Below are 17228 nucleotides of genomic sequence, written 5' to 3'. Positions count from 1 at the left end.
GGTGAGTACTAATACAGCAGCCACTCGCGAGATACTGGTTAGCCCGATTTTCACTAACAACCCTGTTGCTATGCAGGTGTTGGGTGTCTGTTCGGCGCTGGCAGTCAGTAACTCTTTGCAAACCGCATTGGTGATGACAATAGCCGTTACCTTTGTACTCGTGTTCTCTAACATGATCATCTCGATGATCCGCCGCCTGATACCCAACAGCGTGCGTATCATCGCCCAGATGACAGTAATTGCGACGCTGGTAATTATCGTCGATATGGTGTTGCAGGACGTGGCTTACGAGCTATCTCGTCAACTGTCGGTGTTTGTCGGCTTGATCATCACCAACTGTATCATCATGGGGCGAGCGGAAGCGTTTGCCATGAAAAATCCGCCGCATTTAGCGATTGTCGATGCCTTGGGTAATGCCATGGGCTACGGCGTTATCTTACTCGGTGTCGCCTTCGTGCGTGAACTGCTTGGCAGTGGCACCCTGTTTGGTCATGAGATCTTAAAAACCGTTGAAAACGGCGGTTGGTATCTGGCTAATGAGATGTTCAAACTCCCACCTAGTGCGTTTTTCCTGATCGGATTAATGATCTGGACGATTAACGTAATACAGCGTAAACGAGGTTAAGGAAGGGATATGGAACACTACATTAATCTTTTTATTCAGGCAGCCTTCATCGACAACATGGCGCTGTCCTTCTTCATGGGTATGTGTACCTTTCTGGCGGTATCGAAGAAGGTATCTACCTCCTTCGGTTTGGGTGTCGCGGTTATCGTGGTGATGACCTTAGCGGTACCGCTTAACCAGTTGATCTATGCCAACGTACTGGCTCCGGGGGCTCTGGCCTGGGCGGGGATGGCTGAGCTGGATCTGAGCTACCTGCAACTGATCACTTTTATCGGTGTGATTGCGGCTCTGGTACAGATTTTAGAGATGTTTTTAGACAAGTATATCCCGAGTCTTTATGACTCTCTGGGTATCTTCCTGCCGTTACTTACGGTGAACTGTGCCATCTTTGCCGGCGTTATCTTCATGGCAAACCGTGACTATAACTTAGCTGAGTCAGCTGTATTTGCAATGGGCTCAGGTGTCGGTTGGGCAATGGCGATTGTGATGTTGGCGGGACTGCGCGAAAGAATGAAGTTTCATGCGATACCCGAAGGGTTACAGGGTATTGGTATCATCTTTATCACTACTGGCTTGATGGCTCTGGGCTTTATGGCTTTCTCTGGTATTTCTATTTAAGCGGTTCTTTTAAAAGGTTCTTTGTAAATGATCTTTTTAAAGAGCAGGGCTTAAAGAAAACGAATTATTGAAAAGGTAGATTCGATGGAAATGGCAATTGGTATCGGCATGTTTACTCTGGTTGTGAGTATGCTGGTTATGGTGATTTTATTCGCCAAAAGTAAACTGGTGTCTACGGGTGACGTCAGTATTCGCATCAACGACGATGCAGATAAAAGCATTACAACCTCAGCTGGCGATAAGCTACTGGGCGCGTTAGCGAACAAAGATATCTTTATTCCTTCGGCCTGTGGTGGCGGTGGAACCTGTGGTCAGTGTCGCGTTATCGTTAAGTCCGGTGGCGGGGATATTCTGCCTACAGAACTCGACCATATCACCAAGAAAGAGGCGAAAGAGGGTTGTCGTCTGGCCTGCCAGGTGGCGGTTAAGACCGATATGGAACTCGAAGTTGAAGATGAGATCTTCGGCGTTAAGAAGTGGGAGTGTGAGGTTGTCTCAAACAGCAACACTGCTACTTTCATTAAAGAGTTGCTACTCAAGCTTCCTGAAGGCGAAGACGTTAAGTTTAAAGCCGGTGGTTATATTCAGATTGAAGCGCCTGCACACAAGGTCAACTACTCAGACTTCGATATTCCTGATGAGTATCGTGACGATTGGGTCAAGTATGGTCTGTTCGATCTGGTTTCTAAGGTCGATGAAGATGTGTTGCGTGCCTATTCGATGGCGAACTACCCGGATGAGAAGGGCCTCATCATGCTGAACGTGCGTATTGCTACGCCACCTTCGGAAGGTGTGCCACCGGGTAAGATGTCCTCTTATATCTTTAACCTTAAAGCGGGTGATAAGGTGATTATCTCTGGTCCATTTGGTGAGTTCTTCGTTAAAGAGACCGATGCCGAGATGATATTTGTGGGTGGTGGTGCAGGTATGGCACCGATGCGCTCGCACATCTTCGACCAGCTTAAAGGGGTTAAAACCAAGCGTAAGATGAGCTTCTGGTACGGCGCGCGTTCGACTCGTGAGGTGTTCTATCAAGAAGATTTCGATGCGTTGGCGGCCGAGAATGACAACTTCGTCTGGCATGTTGCCCTGTCCGATCCTCTGCCTGAGGACAACTGGGATGGGTACACAGGTTTCATTCATAATGTCCTGTATGAGAACTACCTCAAGAGCCATAAGGCGCCGGAAGATTGTGAGTTCTACATGTGTGGCCCTCCAATCATGAACTCGTCGGTCATCAGCATGCTCGAGAGTCTGGGCGTGGAAGAGGAAAACATCTTACTGGATGACTTCGGTGACTAGATTGGTGATTTGATTGGCGACTAGATTAGCCACTTAAAGCTGTTTTTAAGAAGCGAAGCCTTAGGCTTCGCTTTTTTGTGTCTGGAACACTTATGAAGATTTGCCAGGGATGGCATAAAATCTTCGTTGTGTCTGGCCATAAATGTTCCTGACATTTATAGGCATTTCCACCATCCCTGGCGGTCAGAACACTTATGAAGATTTGCTAGGGATGGCATAAAATCTTCGTTGTGCCTGGAATTCTTGTAGTAGAGAGTTATGCCTATTTCCCACGGGCCAATGACGCTCCCGACATTTATCGGCATTCCCACCTCTGATCCATATGCATAGGGTCGGAATAGGGGGAAATGTCTAAAAAGCGAAGGGAACGCTTTAGACCCTGGCAGTCAGAACACTTATGCCTATTTACCCTTACTGTTGTGATGGGCTGTCGGCGAGCATGGTCGGTGGAATTTTTTCCACGACTAAGTCGATAAAGGCCCTCACCTTAGGGGACAGGTGCTTGCGGCTCGGATAGACCACATAGACATCGATTTCCGGGGCGGGCAGAGCGGGAAACAGGATCTCGAGTTGCCCTGACGCTAAGGCATCGGTCATATAGAACTTAGGTAAGCGGCAGATCCCGTGTCCACTTAGTGTTAGTGCCAGCTGTATTTCTGCATTATTACTGAGCACTTTTTGCCTCACATCGACCTGTATCGGATCTCCTTCACTGTCTTTATACTGCCACCGACCCGGCGTCTTGTGGTTGGAGTAGCACAGGCATTGATGGCGGCTTAGTTCCTGAGGATGGTGGGGGCGCCCATGTCTGGATATGTACGCTTTACTGGCTACGGTATACCCTTTACAGCTAAATATTTTGCGACAGATCAGGCTGGACTCCTCTAATTGAAGTGCGGCCCTTATCGCCAAATCATAGCCTTCAGCCACCACATCGACTCGTCTGTCGTTGAGATCTAATTCCAGACTCACGTTAGGGTAGCGCTGCATATATTCAGACAGGATTGGCTGTAGATAGCTGTTGGCAAATCCTATGGGACTGCTGATCTTAAGTCTGCCCTTGGGGTCGACATCATGTTGGGTGATCAGCTCGACTGCTTGCTCTGCATCCACCATCAACTGTTGGCACTGCTGATAATAGGCTTCGCCTTCGGGCGTGAGACCGATAGAGCGTGTGGTTCTGTTAAGCAGGCGTACTCCAAGGCGAGCCTCCAGCTTATTGATCTCTTTGCTCACATAGGAACTTGAGTGTCCCATGGACTCGGCGGCTGCAGAAAATCCACCGGATTTAACCACCTGAGTAAATATTACGATGCCATCGAACAGCTTATTACTAGTCATATGGAAATAGTCTTTATCAATTCAGGTTATTAATCTCATTTGGCTGTCAATATACACTTAACGTCATCGAATTGTCAGCCTAATAAATCAGTGGAGTCAGGATGCATAACAGAGCCGTGTCTTTTATCGTTATCACCGCATTGGTGTTCGCCCTGTCTCCATTAGCCATAGATATGTATCTGCCGGCTTTGCCCGAGATGGCCAAGCACCTGAATGCAACTCATAGTCAGATGGAGATGTCGGTAGCGGTATTTCTATTGGCCTTCGCAATAGCACAGCCCCTCTTCGGTCTGCTGGCCGACAGATATCACAAGTTAAACCTGTTACTGACAGGATTAGTGATTTTTACCCTTTCGACTCTGGCTATTCCTATGGTGGATTCCGCGACGGGCCTATACCTTGCACGCATATTTCAGGCTATCGGCGGGGCAAGCTCAGTGGTCTGCTTTGCCATGATCCAGCAGCAATACGATCTGAAAAAGGGCGCCAGGGTGCTCACCTATGTGATGGCTGCCGTGGTGGTGGCCCCTCTGTTGGCCCCTATGGTCGGCGGGCAAATTTTAAAATATGCGAGCTGGCAATGGATCTTCTACACCTTAGCCGGAATAGCCATCTTTGCCTTCGTGGCAAGCCTGTTAACTCATGCTCAGGCCGATAAGTCGGTGCAGGGAGAAGAGAAGACAGAGCTGGCTAGTCAGAGTAGTCGCGCCGCTTCGATATCGGATTTTGTGCAGATTTTTAAACAACCACTGCCACTGGCTTATATCCTGGTTGGAAGCTTTGGTTTTGCGGGATTATTTTCATTCGTGGCCGGTTCACCCTATGTCTATATGAATCACTTTTCGTTGAGCCCCGAGCACTACAGTTACCTGTTGGGAGTGAATGCGCTGGGAATGATTATCGGCAGTGTATTGAGTGTGAAGCTGCTGGGGCATATCAGCCCTAAAGTAAAGGCCGTCATCTCAGGTACCCTGCTGGGCCCGCTGAGTCTGCTGTTCTTCATGCTGGCACAGATTGAAGCCCCCTTGATTGCCATCGTCGCGACCGTATTTATATTTAACCTGCTGTTGGGACTGATATCGGCGAACGCCATTGCGGCTGCCATGTCATTTTTTCCGGCTCAGGGTGGGGCGATATCGGGAGTGTTTGGCCTGAGTCAGTTTGCCTTAGGCGCCCTATTCAGCGCTGCGATTAGTCTGTCAGACGCGCAGTCGCCGGTGGCTCTGCTGACCTTTATGGGGCTGGCTTGTGCCTGCGCCGCCATCTTCAGTACCTATATCTACACCAGTACCCCGGACTCTGAAAAGGGCTGTGAAGAGGTCTGCGAAGAAGCCCGGATGCAGGTGCAGTAACTTCTTATACCAGCACAAAGATATAAGCAAATCGAGATAGCGGCTCGTTCGATACTAATTCATTCGTTACAAACTTAAAGCAAACCCTATAAACAGATGATGAGAGAGACACTATGAAATTATTAGCCTTTGCAGCCAGCAACAGTTCAGCATCTATCAATAAACAGCTCGCCACCTACGCCGCATCACTGGTTGAGGGCGCCGAGATTGAGGTCTTAGATATTAACGACTACGAGATGCCTATTTTCAGTCAGGACAGAGAGAATGAGTTGGGTCAACCCGAGTTGGCGCAGCAGTTCTTTGCCAAGATTGGCAGCGTCGACGGGATCATTATCTCGTTTGCCGAGCATAACGGCTCCTACACCGCGGCCTACAAGAACCTGTTTGACTGGACATCACGTATCGATATGAAGGTATTTCAGAACAAGCCTATGGTATTGCTTGCCACATCTCCCGGACCGGGCGGCGCCGCCACCGTGCTGGCAGCCGCTAGCGGCAGTGCGCCTTACTTTGCTGCCGATGTCAAAGCCAGTCTGTCGGTACCGAGCTTTTATGATAATTTCGATATCGAAGCGGGTAAGATGCGTAACGAAGAGCTGAATCAGCAGCTGAGGGACGCCGTATTTAAGCTTCAGCCAACAAGCTGATGTCGATGTGCTAACTGATGTGGCAGAGGGTCAGTCCGTAAAAGGTTGATCCTCTGCCACACCTGGTGTTACTTCACTGGTATCCCTTGTTTTTACTCGCTCTCCTCTCCCGGTTCAATCCTGAAATTAAATGCCTTGCCCTTGTGGTGCAGACTGATGTGAATTTCACTGCCCGGGATATTTTTATTGTTGACGATGAGCGAGGCGATGGGGTTCTCAATCTGCTTCTCTATCTCTCGTCTTAGCGGGCGGGCACCGTAGGCGGGCTCGAAGCCGTCCTGAGCTACACGCTCTATCACTGCGGCATCGATATGCAGGGTGATATCGTTGTCTTTCATCTGTTTACACAGCGCTGATATCAGCAACTTGGCTATCTTGAGAACATCCTCCTGAGTCAGATAGTGAAATACGATCACCTCATCGAGACGGTTGAGAAACTCGGGTTTAAAGAACTTCTTCACCTCGTTCATCACGGTGCGACGGGCCGCCTCATAATCCAGATCTTTGCTGTAGATAAACCCGACCGGTGTGCGGTCGCTTATCAGTGACTCAGACCCAAGGTTTGAGGTCCCTATCAGCAAGGTGTTACGAAACGAGATGGTGCGCCCCTGAGCATCGGTGAGCCGACCATCTTCTAAGATCTGCAACAGCATATTAAACACATCCGGGTGCGCCTTCTCCATTTCGTCGAGCAATATGATGGTGTAGGGATTGCGGCGAACTTTCTCTGTTAGCTGTCCCCCTTCACCGTAGCCGATATAGCCCGGTGGTGCTCCGATCATCTTGGATACTTCGTGGCGTTCCATATATTCAGACATATCCAGACGTACGATACGGCTCTCATCATCGAGCATAAACTCCGCCAACGCCTTTGCCAGCTCGGTTTTACCGACCCCGGTCGGGCCGAGAAACAGGAAGGAACCTATGGGGCGATGACCCCGGTTGATGCCGGTGCGGTTGCGGCGAATGGCATTGGCCACGGCAGATACCGCATCTTGTTGACCCACGATGCGCTTATGCAGCTTATCTTCCATGCGTGACAGCTTCTCGACCTCAGACTCTGCCAGGCGGGCGGCCGGGATCCCGGTCAGGCGGGCGACCACTCGGGCGATATCTTCAGGATTTACCGACTTTTCTTCTCTGTCGATATCGGTGGTTTGCTGTTCACGTTGTAGCGAGAGTTGCTGCTCTAATTTAAGGATCTCGGTCTGCATGTTGGCGACGCGCTCGAAGGCCTGCTCGTTATAAGCTTTTTGCTTGGCCGACAGAAGCGCCTGACGCTTTCGTTCCAACTCCTTCATGGGTCTCGACAGCGCCAGCAGGTGTAGGTGCCTGTCGGCTCCGGCTTCATCGATAAGATCCACCGCCTTATCCGGCAGGTGTCTGTCGGCGATATAACGCTCCGACAGTCTGGCCGCGGCCTCCAGCGCCTCCGGCTGGTACTCTATATCATGGTGGCCTTCATATTTAGCGGCCAAGCCATTGAGGATATCTATGGTCTCTTCTATGCTGGGCTCACGCACTAAGATGGGTTGAAAACGTCTCTCCAGAGCCTTATCTGCCTCGACATATCTGTGGTATTCGTCGAGGGTATCGGCACCGATCAACTGTAGTGTTCCTCGTCCCAGCGCACTCTTTAACAGGGCGGGGGCATCCAGCCCGCCAGCACCGGCGCCGGCTCCCACCACGGTATGCAGTTCATCGATGAAGAGAATGATCTGCCCCTTAGCCTCTATCACTGCATCCCTGACCCCCTTGAGACGCTCCTCAAATTCTCCGCGCATATTGGCCCCGGCGACCAGTTCGGCGAGATCCAATGAGAGCAGGCGCTTATCACGCAGGGTATCGGGTACCTCGGCATTGGCGATACGCTGGGCTAACCCTTCGACTATCACGGTTTTACCTACACCGGGCTCACCTATGAGTACCGGATTATTCTTCTTACGTCTGGAGAGGGTTTGAATGACTCGTCCTATCTCATCCTCTCTGCCAATAACCGGGTCTAGCTGGTTATTACGGGCCATCTCGGTCAAATCCTGGGTATATTCGTCTAAGGGATCGCTGCGGCCCTCGGCATCGGCTGTGTCTAAGGTCTTGCCGCTTCTCAGCTTGACCAACGCTTCACGAGCTGGGCCGACCTCTATGCCCTGATTTTTCAGATGGATAGCGGTGACGCCGGCCCTCTTATCGCACAGGGCCAGCAACAGGCTGCCTGTACCTATGTACGTATCGCCGAGTCGCTTGGCTTCACTAAGCGCTATGCCGAAAATCTCTTCGACTTCCTGGGTGGCGACGACCTGAGTGGTATCGCCCTTCAGTGGAGTATTTTCATGGTCGTGATAGACGGCCTGGGTTAGGGTTTGGATATCTTTTTCAGGATCGGGCAATATCTGCTGCAGTAGTTGCGCGGCTTCAGAGCCCGGAAGTGACAATAATCCAAGCAGGATATGCTCCGGGGTCAGTACATTCTGATGGGCGTTTGCCAGTTCTGCGATAGCGGCATTGAGGGTCTTGTGGACCTCTTGATTACATTGACGGATATATTGCTGAAACACGTTGGACTCCTTTCATCATTGTCAGCAGCATTCGATAGGCTTAGCGCTATAACGACTAACTCGTGTCGGAGTAGCAAGATCAGGCGCTTAAGCATCCCCTTTGAGTTTAGACGATTTTTTTACCTTTAATCTGTCCTGTAAAAAACTATCTGTACAGGAGATGACCTTCCATAAGAAATTAATAGCGTGGAGATATTTTGATTTAAAAGGCGGCGGCCAATACGGAAGGCTTAGCCTCGAAGGCAGATATTGACGCTTAATCCGTGGTTTTTTTGATGCCGGAGATGCGCGCAATGATGCCTATGATACCCAGTGACAGAAAGAAGAAGCCCAGGTAGGTGCCGGTTTTTAACCAGCCGAGGGATAGCTCCACCCATGCCGGTTTTGAGTTCGTCGGTTGGTTGGCCTGCAGGAGAACTTCCATACTGTCCCCCTTATTTAAACCGGAGAAGTCGGCGCAGTTATGTCGATAGCTACCGCTGAAAAGGTGATCCCCGTAGGGGTATCGGTAAACGAGAGTACAGCTCTTCTCATCGTCAGAGTCGGGTCGCTGCGCATTACCGAAGATGTTGCGCTCGACCCTGATAACGATGCCTGTGACCGATTGACTGAAGCTTTCGTCTAAGGCTTTCTCCTGCAGGTAATAGGGCAGAAACTCGACCAGAACGAAGGCGCTTATGACGACAAATGCATAGACGTAGCTGGACAGAAAACTGAGTACCTTGTGGGTGAGGCTATTTTTCGTGAGAGAGTGATTCTTAGGTGAGTTTTTCACGCCGATGCTTTCCAGTTTGTTCGTTTGTTTGATTCACGGTTAAGGTCACTGTGAGCGTCAGTGATTATTATAAAGCCTTTGCGACTATTATAAAGTCTGCGACGATTATAGCGTCAGGCGACCCTGACGGTTTTCGCTCGCCTCGCTCCCGGCATTCTCGCCAGCATTCACATTAGCATTCTCGTCAGCAAGAGCGCGACCGAAGACGGTGGTGCGGTTGCGGCCATCATGCTTGGAGCAGTACATGGCCATATCCGCATCGGCAGTAATTTTTTCGAGATCATAGCCGGATAGTTTGGCATCTGTGACGCCGAAGCTGGCGGTGATAATAAACTTGGCGCCCGAGTTTCTGGTATCGATCTGTTCTATCGCTTTGCGGCAGGTTTCAGCCAGCTTAGTCGCCGTCAACAGATCGCAGCCCGGCAGCAAGATACTGAACTCTTCACCGCCCAGGCGCGCGAAGATATCATTGCTTCTGCCCTGCACCTTACAAACATCTGCCACCCTCTTCAACACCCAATCACCACAGGCGTGACCGTAAGAGTCGTTGATGGTCTTAAACTTGTCCAAGTCGAACAGGATACAGCTGAGGTAGATATCGCTATTCTCACAATATTGCAGGGCACTCTGGGCCAGCTGAGTAAAGTGCCCCCGGTTAAATACCCCCGTGAGGGCGTCGAACTCGGCCAGCTGTTTAAGGCGCTTCTGTGTCATCCATGACTTATAGCCCCAGAAGCTGAGCAGGGTAATAATTGCGATAAGCAGGGCTATAAACAGGCGGTTGTTTTCCGCCTCACTCCTGGCCAACCTCTGCTCTATCTTGAGCAGGTTATTCTGTTTATCCAGCAATCCGATGCGGCTCTTCTGCTCCGTGGCCTGATGCTCCGCCAACTGAAAGGCCAGGTGCTTGGTCTTGATATCATCGAGATAGGCCTTATCGGCCTCGGCGAACTTCTTGTGATATTCCAGCGCCATCTTATGATCACCACGGGATTCGGCGATCTGGTAGAGAACCCTGTAGGCATTGACTGAGGAGTTACTAATATTGATATTTTTAGCTTCATCGATTGCAACTAGTGCATACTCTTCTGCTTGTCTATTGGTGCCTAAATCATGATGTGCTTGAGATAGAAGAGAATTAAAAATAGCCAAATATGGGACATACTTTGTCGTTTTCAGAGAATCGAAATTCGACTCCAGTATAGATATTGCTTGATGTGGGTTGTTTTGTTTCAGATAAAGGGTCGCTAAATAGCTATAGATGGCGCTCACCATCACCACTTCGTTACTTTGTTGGCATGCCTCGATACCTTCCCGGATCTGCGGATCGTTTTCCTCTAGAAGATCGAGTTTAAACAGTGACTCTAATTTTAGGTTATGGGCAACACAGAGTGTTCGACCTTCAATAGACTCTTGTAGAAGTTTGTTCGCAAAACTCAAACCTAGCTCGTACTGACCTAGTTGGTTGTAAAATATTGCAGCAACGGCATAACTTCGCTGAATAAGTAAATCATCTGAGATTTTCGGTAGAGTATTTAAAGTGTCAGATAGGTAGTAAAGGCCTTCTGGCCATTGTTTTGATATTGCGTATGTATTTACTATTGATAAATTAGCTTTCAATTTTAATGTCGTTTGTGCATTAGAGCTTAAAATATTTTTGTAGATCGTTAATGCCTCATCAAACTTTCCTTGGAAAGATAAGCTGTAGCCAATTAAATATTTTAGATTGTGAGATTGTTCTTTAGTTAAAAGTTCTTCTCTTTGTTTTAGTTTTTCAATGATTGTGATGAATTGTACTGGGTCACTACTACGGATTTGTTCGGCTTGGTTAAATAGGCTTTGGGTCCCCTCTATCTGTGCTGACCAAGAGTTATGGACAATAAGCATCAAAAAGAGGCAAAAAATTCTACCTCTTTTAAGTCGTTTGGAGAACAAGTTAACCATTAGCTACTGATTTTATTTCAGATTCGTCTTCTTTTGGCAATTCTTTTTCCGGTGAATCTTTTTCTGGTTCATCCTCTGCTGGGAAGAAGATACAAACTACATCAGGACAGATATCTAATTCTTTCTTTAACTTTATTAAGTCTTTTTTAAGAAGAGGTTCCTTAATGCTTTCTTCCAAACCGCTACTCTTGATGGCTATACATTGCTCTTCTGTACTCTGTAAGCTAGCGTCTTGCCCCATACGTTCCAGCAGTTCAATCACATTTGACATGCTTTCTCTTCCTTATTGTTGTTTTAAGATTTTAAGCTACGAGCTCTTATGTAGGAGCTCGTAGCTGCGATGGTCTGTTTGTTCCATCTTTCCCGGCTAAAGCCGGTCCTACACAGCCTCTTCCTCAAGCTGTCGCTCAATCTGTGCCAGCCTTTCGAGTACTTGATGGTTGGGCTGCATCTTTTGGCTCGGCGGTATCACCAGCGTGGTGTGCATAAATATCTCGGCATCGGCCAGCTCACTCAATGCCAGAGTCTGTTTGCGCACCGTGTCTATGGGTAATACCGCGGCCTCATATAAGATCACCTCATGATCCAGCGGATACTGCTCGACGAGCAGCTCGATCAGCACCAGTCTGTGCGCTGCGCCTGTGGCAAACTTGGCCATGCTCTTATCGCCCGCTAAACCTATCTGCCAAAGCACCAGATAACAGGAGGGGTCGAAGCGGCGCTTATAAAACATAAACTGGCTGGCTTCGAACTGCTGACAACCGAATTTGCCGGGATCGATACCTAAATCGGCAATGAGACAGTCCTCCGCCGAGATCCCTGGTACCATGACGGCATCGAATCCTTCGGCTTTGGCGAGCTCGATAGATTTATGGGGCGCGTGGGCAAACACCCCGGGATGTCCATAGAAGGCACCAACCACTTTCTTGCCTGCGCGCACCTCGGTCAATATGGCATCAACCATCTCGCGGTAGGTGATATGGCGGGACTTGCCTTCGCTGTAGTAGACCTGCAGGGAGCGCACGTCGCTATGCATCTCTTGAAGCCAGAGTTCGACTATGCCATTGGAGACGCCGGAGAAGACCACATCGGCCTGCTCGATATAGCTCTTAGCCAGGGGGCAGATATGCGCCCCTAATGTCATGCCTATGCCGACACAAGCTAAACTACCCGCCATTGAAAAGTCCCTTTTATTGTTCTTGTTATTTTTTAACCAAACTACCAGTTATCAGATTGTTTTAAAAGTGTTAACCACCTTGTCGGCTCGGGATGCTTGAGTTTGATTTTAGAGTTTGTAGTGATTCTTTTCGGCGAAGCAGTGTTTATCGAAAGTTTTACTCGGTATCTCAATACATTCCGTTGAGATTAATGGTGTTTTGAAGACGAATCCCAGCTTTTTTACGAAGCGCTCTGTAGCCAGGTTACGGTTTGAAAATTGGGCGTTAATACGAACAATTTCTAGCTTACGATAGGCGTATTCCATTAATGCCCCCATGGCTTCTTCGGGTAGCAGTTTTCCATTTGCTTTACGCAGCAACATAATTCCAATCTCTGCCTGAGACCTGTCTTCGCCATGCCAGACCAATCCTTCTATTCCTATAGCTTGTTCATCATCGCGGGATGTGATCACCCAGCTCATCTGTTTGGGCTTGGCTTTTTTTTTGTTGTTTAACGAAAGCTCGAAGGCTCGGTCTGCCTGCTCGATAGTCATCGGCTCGGCTATGTTACGCATGATTTTTTTATCGGTATATAACTGACGAAATAGTAATTTATCCTCCGGCTCTATTGGCCTGATAAGCAGACGCTCAGTGGTAAACACATTGGAATTTAATATACTTTCAATTCTGCTCTTTTCACTTATGAGTAGTTCCACTTCGTATCTCCAATAATGACTATCTTTGCTTAGCGAATCGGATCACACCGGTTCTATGCGCCGAGCGGTCGAATATGACCAGGTGGTCGTTGAGCAGGGGGAGGCCTAAGAGGGTTTGATTGGGCCAGTTGGGAAGTTGACTCAAGATCTTAAAGCAGGCCTTGCCTTCACCCGGTGCGTTGAGCTGCCAGTAGCTTTCGGGTCTGCAGACTATGCTCACGGCTTGTTGGGAGCGGCTCTGCGTTTCGACTCTTTTATCAGTACCAACACTCTTATCAGGAGCTGCACTCTTATCAGGAGCTGCACTCTTATCAGGAGCAACACTCCTATCAGTACCAACACTGACATCTGTTCCGGCTCTTAAAACGGCATCTTCATTTAGATCACGGTTAATACTCATATCAGTATCGCCCACGAACGTGAAGGTGATATCCGGCCATTGGCTTAGGTCCAGGAACGAGGCATCTATGCCTCGCTCCTGGGCGGATATCTCTTTAAAGGGCGCGATTAAGGGGGCAAACGTTGGCGATATGGCTTTTAGGCTCGTTAGCATGGCTTGATAGAGGGGCTCGGTTAGGGCGATGGCCGAGGCGCCTGTATCGACGATAGCATTGCTGTAATAGTTTTTGCAGTACTTTGTCTCGAGCGCCGGAGCGGGTATGGGTATCTGATCGCCGACGCGAATCGAGGTGAGTGTGACGTTGTAATAGATGTCGTGGTCGACCCTGATGGTGTGAAACTCTCCCTGGTAGAGCTCGGTATGCTCCTCTCCTCCGCCGAGGATAAGCCAGCCCTGATTGAGCGGGTCATTGGCCAGCTGCTGAGGTGACAAGTCGCCGTTGGTGACGTGGATGCTGGAGCGCCGGCTATAGAAGGCAAATTTATTTGCGGTGAGACCGTGTTCTTCGAGTGAGGTGAAGTAGGGGATGAGATCCTGCTCCGGCTGCTGCCAGAGAAACTGTTTAAATTGCTTAAGGTCTTCGCTGTTGAAAGCTGGTTGTGTTTTATTGTGATTATTGTCGTCAGTGTTGCTCTGGCTGTTGCTCTTACTAATGGCGCTCTGGCAGTTGTCTTTGTCATCGGCGAAGGGCCAGGGGTAGGTTACCGCCGGTGAATGTTGATGGCTTTCAAGATAGGACTTAAGATCGTAGCTCTTATTGAGGTGATGGTAGCCTAACCCCAATATGCCATCGGCATCACCAAAGGCTTGTTGCTGTTTAACACTGGAAACGATAGCGAGGGGGCAGGCGTCCAGCACCAGAGGCTGGTGGGCTAAGTGAAGGTGTGGCTGATGTGTATCGAACGCTATCTCATCTTCACATTTCTCTTCACTCTTCCCTTCACAGAGCGCGACCCGGGTTGTGACCACGGGGCCGTCCCAACCACCTATGCCGTAGTTGACCTCCTGAGCCAAGCTGGTGGCGGTCAGCAGGTTGTCATCTTGAGGACGGTAAGCGCTTTGGTTCACGACTAGAGTGCTGCTACCCGTGTCCAGAATAAGGTTAACTCTCTGTGCCCGGCTACCCAGTTGTAGCTGAGCGCTGTAATCGCCCTTGGCGTAGACGTTGGTGAGGGGAACCTTTAGGGTGCGTGCTTTTATCTGACTGTCCATGCGAAGGTATCTCCTTTAATTTTCTTGCGTGCTGCTAGATGGCTTCCTGTTAAATGCCAGCCATTAAATACTGGCCCATTTCATATCCAGGGGACGAATTGGCGCGATGCGTATTGTCTGATACCTATCTTTTGTAACCTGTAACTTCAGATTTATCAATGGCTCTGAACCGATCTCCTATTTAGTGAGATTGGTATTATCCCCAGCGGATGTATCTCTGAGCTAAAGGTGCTTGTTTCTAGCACTTTTTTTTGCGTGTCATCAGGCGCTTTATTTGACCTTTTAATAGCCCTTTTATTAGAGGTCGCTGATGAAGTAAGGGTTTAGGATGTGTGATCTACTTCACGAATTCGTTTACTTAAAAATGATACATATTAGAATTATTTAATTAACTGACGACTTTGCGATTGCCTTAAACCCAGAGCCAAAGCTGGTTAGCAGAGTTTTTATATTCATTGCTGACACCGTTAGCAACACTTTTATAACAAGGGTCTACCTCAGGAGAGTGGTTAATGTTGAAGAAGGTGAATCGTCTGGATTATTTCACTTTGATGGTGTTAATTGGCCTAATCGAATTGAAAAATGGCTCCGCCGTCGCCGATAGATTACATACGACTCAATCTAAAGTGAGCAGGGCACTGAACTGTTTGCGTGAAGTCTTAGATGATGAGCTTTTTATCCGTCAAAAATATGGATTTGAACCTAACTCTGTTGCACTGCGTATCTACCCCATGGCGCAATCCATTCTCGAGCAATACGATAAGATGATATCGACGACACGTAATACCATTGTGGCTCCTTACCAGTTGAAAGTGGCCGCCCATGAGCAATGGTCCATGATGGTGCTCAATTGCGTGACCCATCAATGTTTCTGTGTCGAGGGCGGGGTCAATGTTAATGTGTTGCCCTGGTCCGATACCGTGAGTGAGCAACTGTGTCAGGGAAAAATTGATTGCAGCATATCCATTGAGCCCATCAGACATGAGATGGTTGATGATGTGAATATCGGTGATATTACCCATTTCTTCCTGATCGCCAGAGTCGGCCATCCAATTCTGTCCTCGGCCGATCCTCTGACCGATATCTTTGACTTTAAAATTGGTCTGGTTAATTCAAATTGGCACAATAATAAACCACATCGAATCGAAGAGTATGCACACGAACAGGGGATCAACATTCAGGTCGCGTTGAAGAGTCCGAGTCTGCGTATGGTCATCGATCATGCCAGTAAATCTGATGATGTCTGCGTGCTGAGTTCCGCCGTGGCCTATGAGTATTTCGAAGGCAGAGAAGATGTTGGTTTTGTCGATGTTTCGGCTCAATGGCGAGACTCGATAGAGCTGCAGCCCGAGAGTTATTTCTTGCACTGTCACCGCTCGGTGACCCCCTTGTTGGCACAATGTATGGCGAGATTACTGACAGAAAAGTTAATCGATATTCAAGGTCACTATGAGAGTTCGAAGGGGGAGACCCCCCGTCTGTTAGATATGGCATAAGCCCCATTTTCGATGTTTCTCATGGTCAATGGATGCTGCGGTTGACGATATGGCCGACGGTGTCAACTAACCAGGATATATTCGATAATAACGGCCCTTTTTTAGTGACTAAATATAGGGTCGGACTGTTAATTGACAGGTAGAGCCGTTCGGTCTCTATCTCTGATAATCGACAAACATGTAAGTTCGGCATTTGATTACTATGATCATAGATTTTGCTGAAGGGCTGCAGTGCGACTGCATCGGTATCGGTTATATGTTGGTTGAGTGCCTCAATATCGAAGTTATGATTAATCAGATCCTCGTTCTTCAGGCGATATGCGAGCTGGTGCTGACTGCAATAGAGTAAAAATGGATCCGATGTTGCTTGTTCGGGCTTGCCCAAAATACTCACATATGGATATTGAGCGATGGACTCTAAGGTGATCTCCTGTTTTAACAGGGGATGGTGTAGATCGCATACCAGATAGAGGTGAGATAGCCGTTTCAGTGCCACGGCATCGACATGGGTATCGATCTGTTTTAGATATTCATGGTTAGACTCGCTAATTAATCCGATATCGATTCGATTCTCAATAATATCTGTGATTAGGTTGTCCGAATTGGGGCTGATACTGAATTTAAGATCTAAGTGACTTTCCTTGATAGCATTCTTCAGTAGTTGAGGAAGTTGATGAACGATAAGATCGCTGACATGAATGGTGAAATGTGATTTTTCAGAACTGCTGTCGTCGACATGGAGTTGGTACAGGTGCTCAGAGCATTGCACTATCTCTTTGGCGATGGGGTAGAGCTGTTTGGCAAATTCATTGGGAATTAAGCCGTGTTTTTTTCTGATAAAGAGCGGGTTATTAAAAATAACTCTGGAATGCTGTAGGCAGCGGCTGATTTTTGGCGCAGGAATATTCATCTGTTTAGCCACAAAAGTGGCTGAATGATGCTCATATAAATTAACCAGAATATTAATGCTGAGTAGATCTAAAGTATCGAGTTTTAGATTGTGCATTTTTAATCCCCCTACGACACACATTTGTAAAACTGATAATATGTGAATTTCATAAATTAATATAAACCTATTATTGAATAAG

15 protein-coding genes are annotated in these 17228 nt (G+C 48.3%); 6 read left to right on the top strand and 9 right to left on the bottom strand.

Annotated features, from left to right (window positions below; all coding sequences use genetic code 11):
* The first annotated feature begins 1 nt into the window (after position 1).
* The 3 genes from EKG38_RS03975 to nqrF all read left to right on the top strand — a co-directional run bounded on the left by EKG38_RS03975 (position 2) and on the right by nqrF (position 2545).
* Positions 2-625 carry an NADH:ubiquinone reductase (Na(+)-transporting) subunit D gene (locus EKG38_RS03975; protein WP_126518925.1) on the top strand — a complete coding sequence of 208 codons (624 nt, stop codon included), beginning with the start codon at positions 2-4 and terminating at the stop codon, positions 623-625.
* 9 nt (positions 626-634) lie between these two features.
* Complete coding sequence (nqrE, locus tag EKG38_RS03970; protein ID WP_126518923.1) at positions 635-1243, top strand: NADH:ubiquinone reductase (Na(+)-transporting) subunit E; 609 nt, start codon at positions 635-637, stop codon at positions 1241-1243.
* An 84-nt stretch (positions 1244-1327) separates the two neighbouring features.
* Positions 1328-2545, top strand: coding sequence for an NADH:ubiquinone reductase (Na(+)-transporting) subunit F (nqrF, locus tag EKG38_RS03965; RefSeq protein WP_126518921.1), 1218 nt, complete (start codon positions 1328-1330; stop codon positions 2543-2545).
* A 411-nt stretch (positions 2546-2956) separates the two neighbouring features.
* On the opposite strand, the gene EKG38_RS03960 is transcribed toward nqrF, so the two are convergent.
* Positions 2957-3886: a LysR family transcriptional regulator gene (locus tag EKG38_RS03960; protein ID WP_126518919.1), complete on the bottom strand. Its 930-nt coding sequence runs from the start codon at positions 3884-3886 to the stop codon at positions 2957-2959.
* Between the two features lie 101 nt (positions 3887-3987).
* Between EKG38_RS03960 and EKG38_RS03955 the strand changes: the two genes are divergently transcribed.
* Both EKG38_RS03955 and EKG38_RS03950 read left to right on the top strand, forming a co-directional pair.
* The gene (locus EKG38_RS03955; protein WP_126518917.1) at positions 3988-5238 is read left to right on the top strand and encodes a multidrug effflux MFS transporter; all 1251 of its coding nucleotides are present in this window, start codon (positions 3988-3990) and stop codon (positions 5236-5238) included.
* A gap of 113 nt (positions 5239-5351) precedes the next feature.
* On the top strand, positions 5352-5885 hold the full coding sequence (locus EKG38_RS03950; protein WP_126518916.1) for an NADPH-dependent FMN reductase: 534 nt from the start codon (positions 5352-5354) through the stop codon (positions 5883-5885).
* 92 nt (positions 5886-5977) lie between these two features.
* On the opposite strand, the gene EKG38_RS03945 is transcribed toward EKG38_RS03950, so the two are convergent.
* The 7 genes from EKG38_RS03945 to EKG38_RS03915 all read right to left on the bottom strand — a co-directional run bounded on the left by EKG38_RS03945 (position 5978) and on the right by EKG38_RS03915 (position 14644).
* On the bottom strand, positions 5978-8440 hold the full coding sequence (locus tag EKG38_RS03945) for an ATP-dependent Clp protease ATP-binding subunit (RefSeq protein WP_126518914.1): 2463 nt from the start codon (positions 8438-8440) through the stop codon (positions 5978-5980).
* A 256-nt stretch (positions 8441-8696) separates the two neighbouring features.
* The gene (locus EKG38_RS03940; protein ID WP_126518911.1) at positions 8697-9215 is read right to left on the bottom strand and encodes a hypothetical protein; all 519 of its coding nucleotides are present in this window, start codon (positions 9213-9215) and stop codon (positions 8697-8699) included.
* A gap of 105 nt (positions 9216-9320) precedes the next feature.
* On the bottom strand, positions 9321-10655 hold the full coding sequence (locus EKG38_RS03935; protein WP_246033077.1) for a tetratricopeptide repeat-containing diguanylate cyclase: 1335 nt from the start codon (positions 10653-10655) through the stop codon (positions 9321-9323).
* 496 nt (positions 10656-11151) lie between these two features.
* On the bottom strand, positions 11152-11430 hold the full coding sequence (locus EKG38_RS03930; protein WP_126518907.1) for a hypothetical protein: 279 nt from the start codon (positions 11428-11430) through the stop codon (positions 11152-11154).
* Between the two features lie 108 nt (positions 11431-11538).
* A complete protein-coding gene (locus EKG38_RS03925) occupies positions 11539-12336 on the bottom strand; it encodes an SAM-dependent methyltransferase (RefSeq protein WP_126518905.1) in 798 nt (265 codons plus the stop codon).
* Positions 12337-12444: 108 nt separating this feature from the next.
* Positions 12445-13032 (bottom strand): GNAT family N-acetyltransferase, encoded by a 588-nt coding sequence (locus EKG38_RS03920; RefSeq protein WP_126518903.1) that lies wholly within the window; start codon positions 13030-13032, stop codon positions 12445-12447.
* A gap of 19 nt (positions 13033-13051) precedes the next feature.
* On the bottom strand, positions 13052-14644 hold the full coding sequence (locus tag EKG38_RS03915; protein WP_126518901.1) for a pepsin-like aspartic protease: 1593 nt from the start codon (positions 14642-14644) through the stop codon (positions 13052-13054).
* Between the two features lie 512 nt (positions 14645-15156).
* Between EKG38_RS03915 and EKG38_RS03910 the strand changes: the two genes are divergently transcribed.
* Positions 15157-16140: a LysR family transcriptional regulator gene (locus EKG38_RS03910; RefSeq protein ID WP_126518899.1), complete on the top strand. Its 984-nt coding sequence runs from the start codon at positions 15157-15159 to the stop codon at positions 16138-16140.
* A gap of 25 nt (positions 16141-16165) precedes the next feature.
* On the opposite strand, the gene EKG38_RS03905 is transcribed toward EKG38_RS03910, so the two are convergent.
* Complete coding sequence (locus tag EKG38_RS03905; protein ID WP_126518897.1) at positions 16166-17146, bottom strand: LysR substrate-binding domain-containing protein; 981 nt, start codon at positions 17144-17146, stop codon at positions 16166-16168.
* Between the last annotated feature and the right edge of the window lie 82 nt (positions 17147-17228).

Origin of the sequence: Shewanella canadensis, from assembly GCF_003966225.1 — a bacterium.
In the GTDB taxonomy this organism is placed as follows: Bacteria; Pseudomonadota; Gammaproteobacteria; order Enterobacterales; family Shewanellaceae; genus Shewanella; species Shewanella canadensis.
Note: the sequence above shows the minus strand (reverse complement) of the source record. Positions and strands in the feature narration are given on the sequence as shown.

Coding starts and splice junctions, on each gene's coding strand:
- EKG38_RS03955 (WP_126518917.1), top strand. CDS start 3,988: ATGCATAACAGAGCCGTGTCTTTTATCGTTATCACCGCATTGGTGTTC.
- EKG38_RS03910 (WP_126518899.1), top strand. CDS start 15,157: ATGTTGAAGAAGGTGAATCGTCTGGATTATTTCACTTTGATGGTGTTA.
- EKG38_RS03950 (WP_126518916.1), top strand. CDS start 5,352: ATGAAATTATTAGCCTTTGCAGCCAGCAACAGTTCAGCATCTATCAAT.
- EKG38_RS03960 (WP_126518919.1), bottom strand. CDS start 3,886: ATGACTAGTAATAAGCTGTTCGATGGCATCGTAATATTTACTCAGGTG.
- nqrF (WP_126518921.1), top strand. CDS start 1,328: ATGGAAATGGCAATTGGTATCGGCATGTTTACTCTGGTTGTGAGTATG.
- EKG38_RS03930 (WP_126518907.1), bottom strand. CDS start 11,430: ATGTCAAATGTGATTGAACTGCTGGAACGTATGGGGCAAGACGCTAGC.
- EKG38_RS03905 (WP_126518897.1), bottom strand. CDS start 17,146: ATGCACAATCTAAAACTCGATACTTTAGATCTACTCAGCATTAATATT.
- nqrE (WP_126518923.1), top strand. CDS start 635: ATGGAACACTACATTAATCTTTTTATTCAGGCAGCCTTCATCGACAAC.
- EKG38_RS03925 (WP_126518905.1), bottom strand. CDS start 12,336: ATGGCGGGTAGTTTAGCTTGTGTCGGCATAGGCATGACATTAGGGGCG.
- EKG38_RS03915 (WP_126518901.1), bottom strand. CDS start 14,644: ATGGACAGTCAGATAAAAGCACGCACCCTAAAGGTTCCCCTCACCAAC.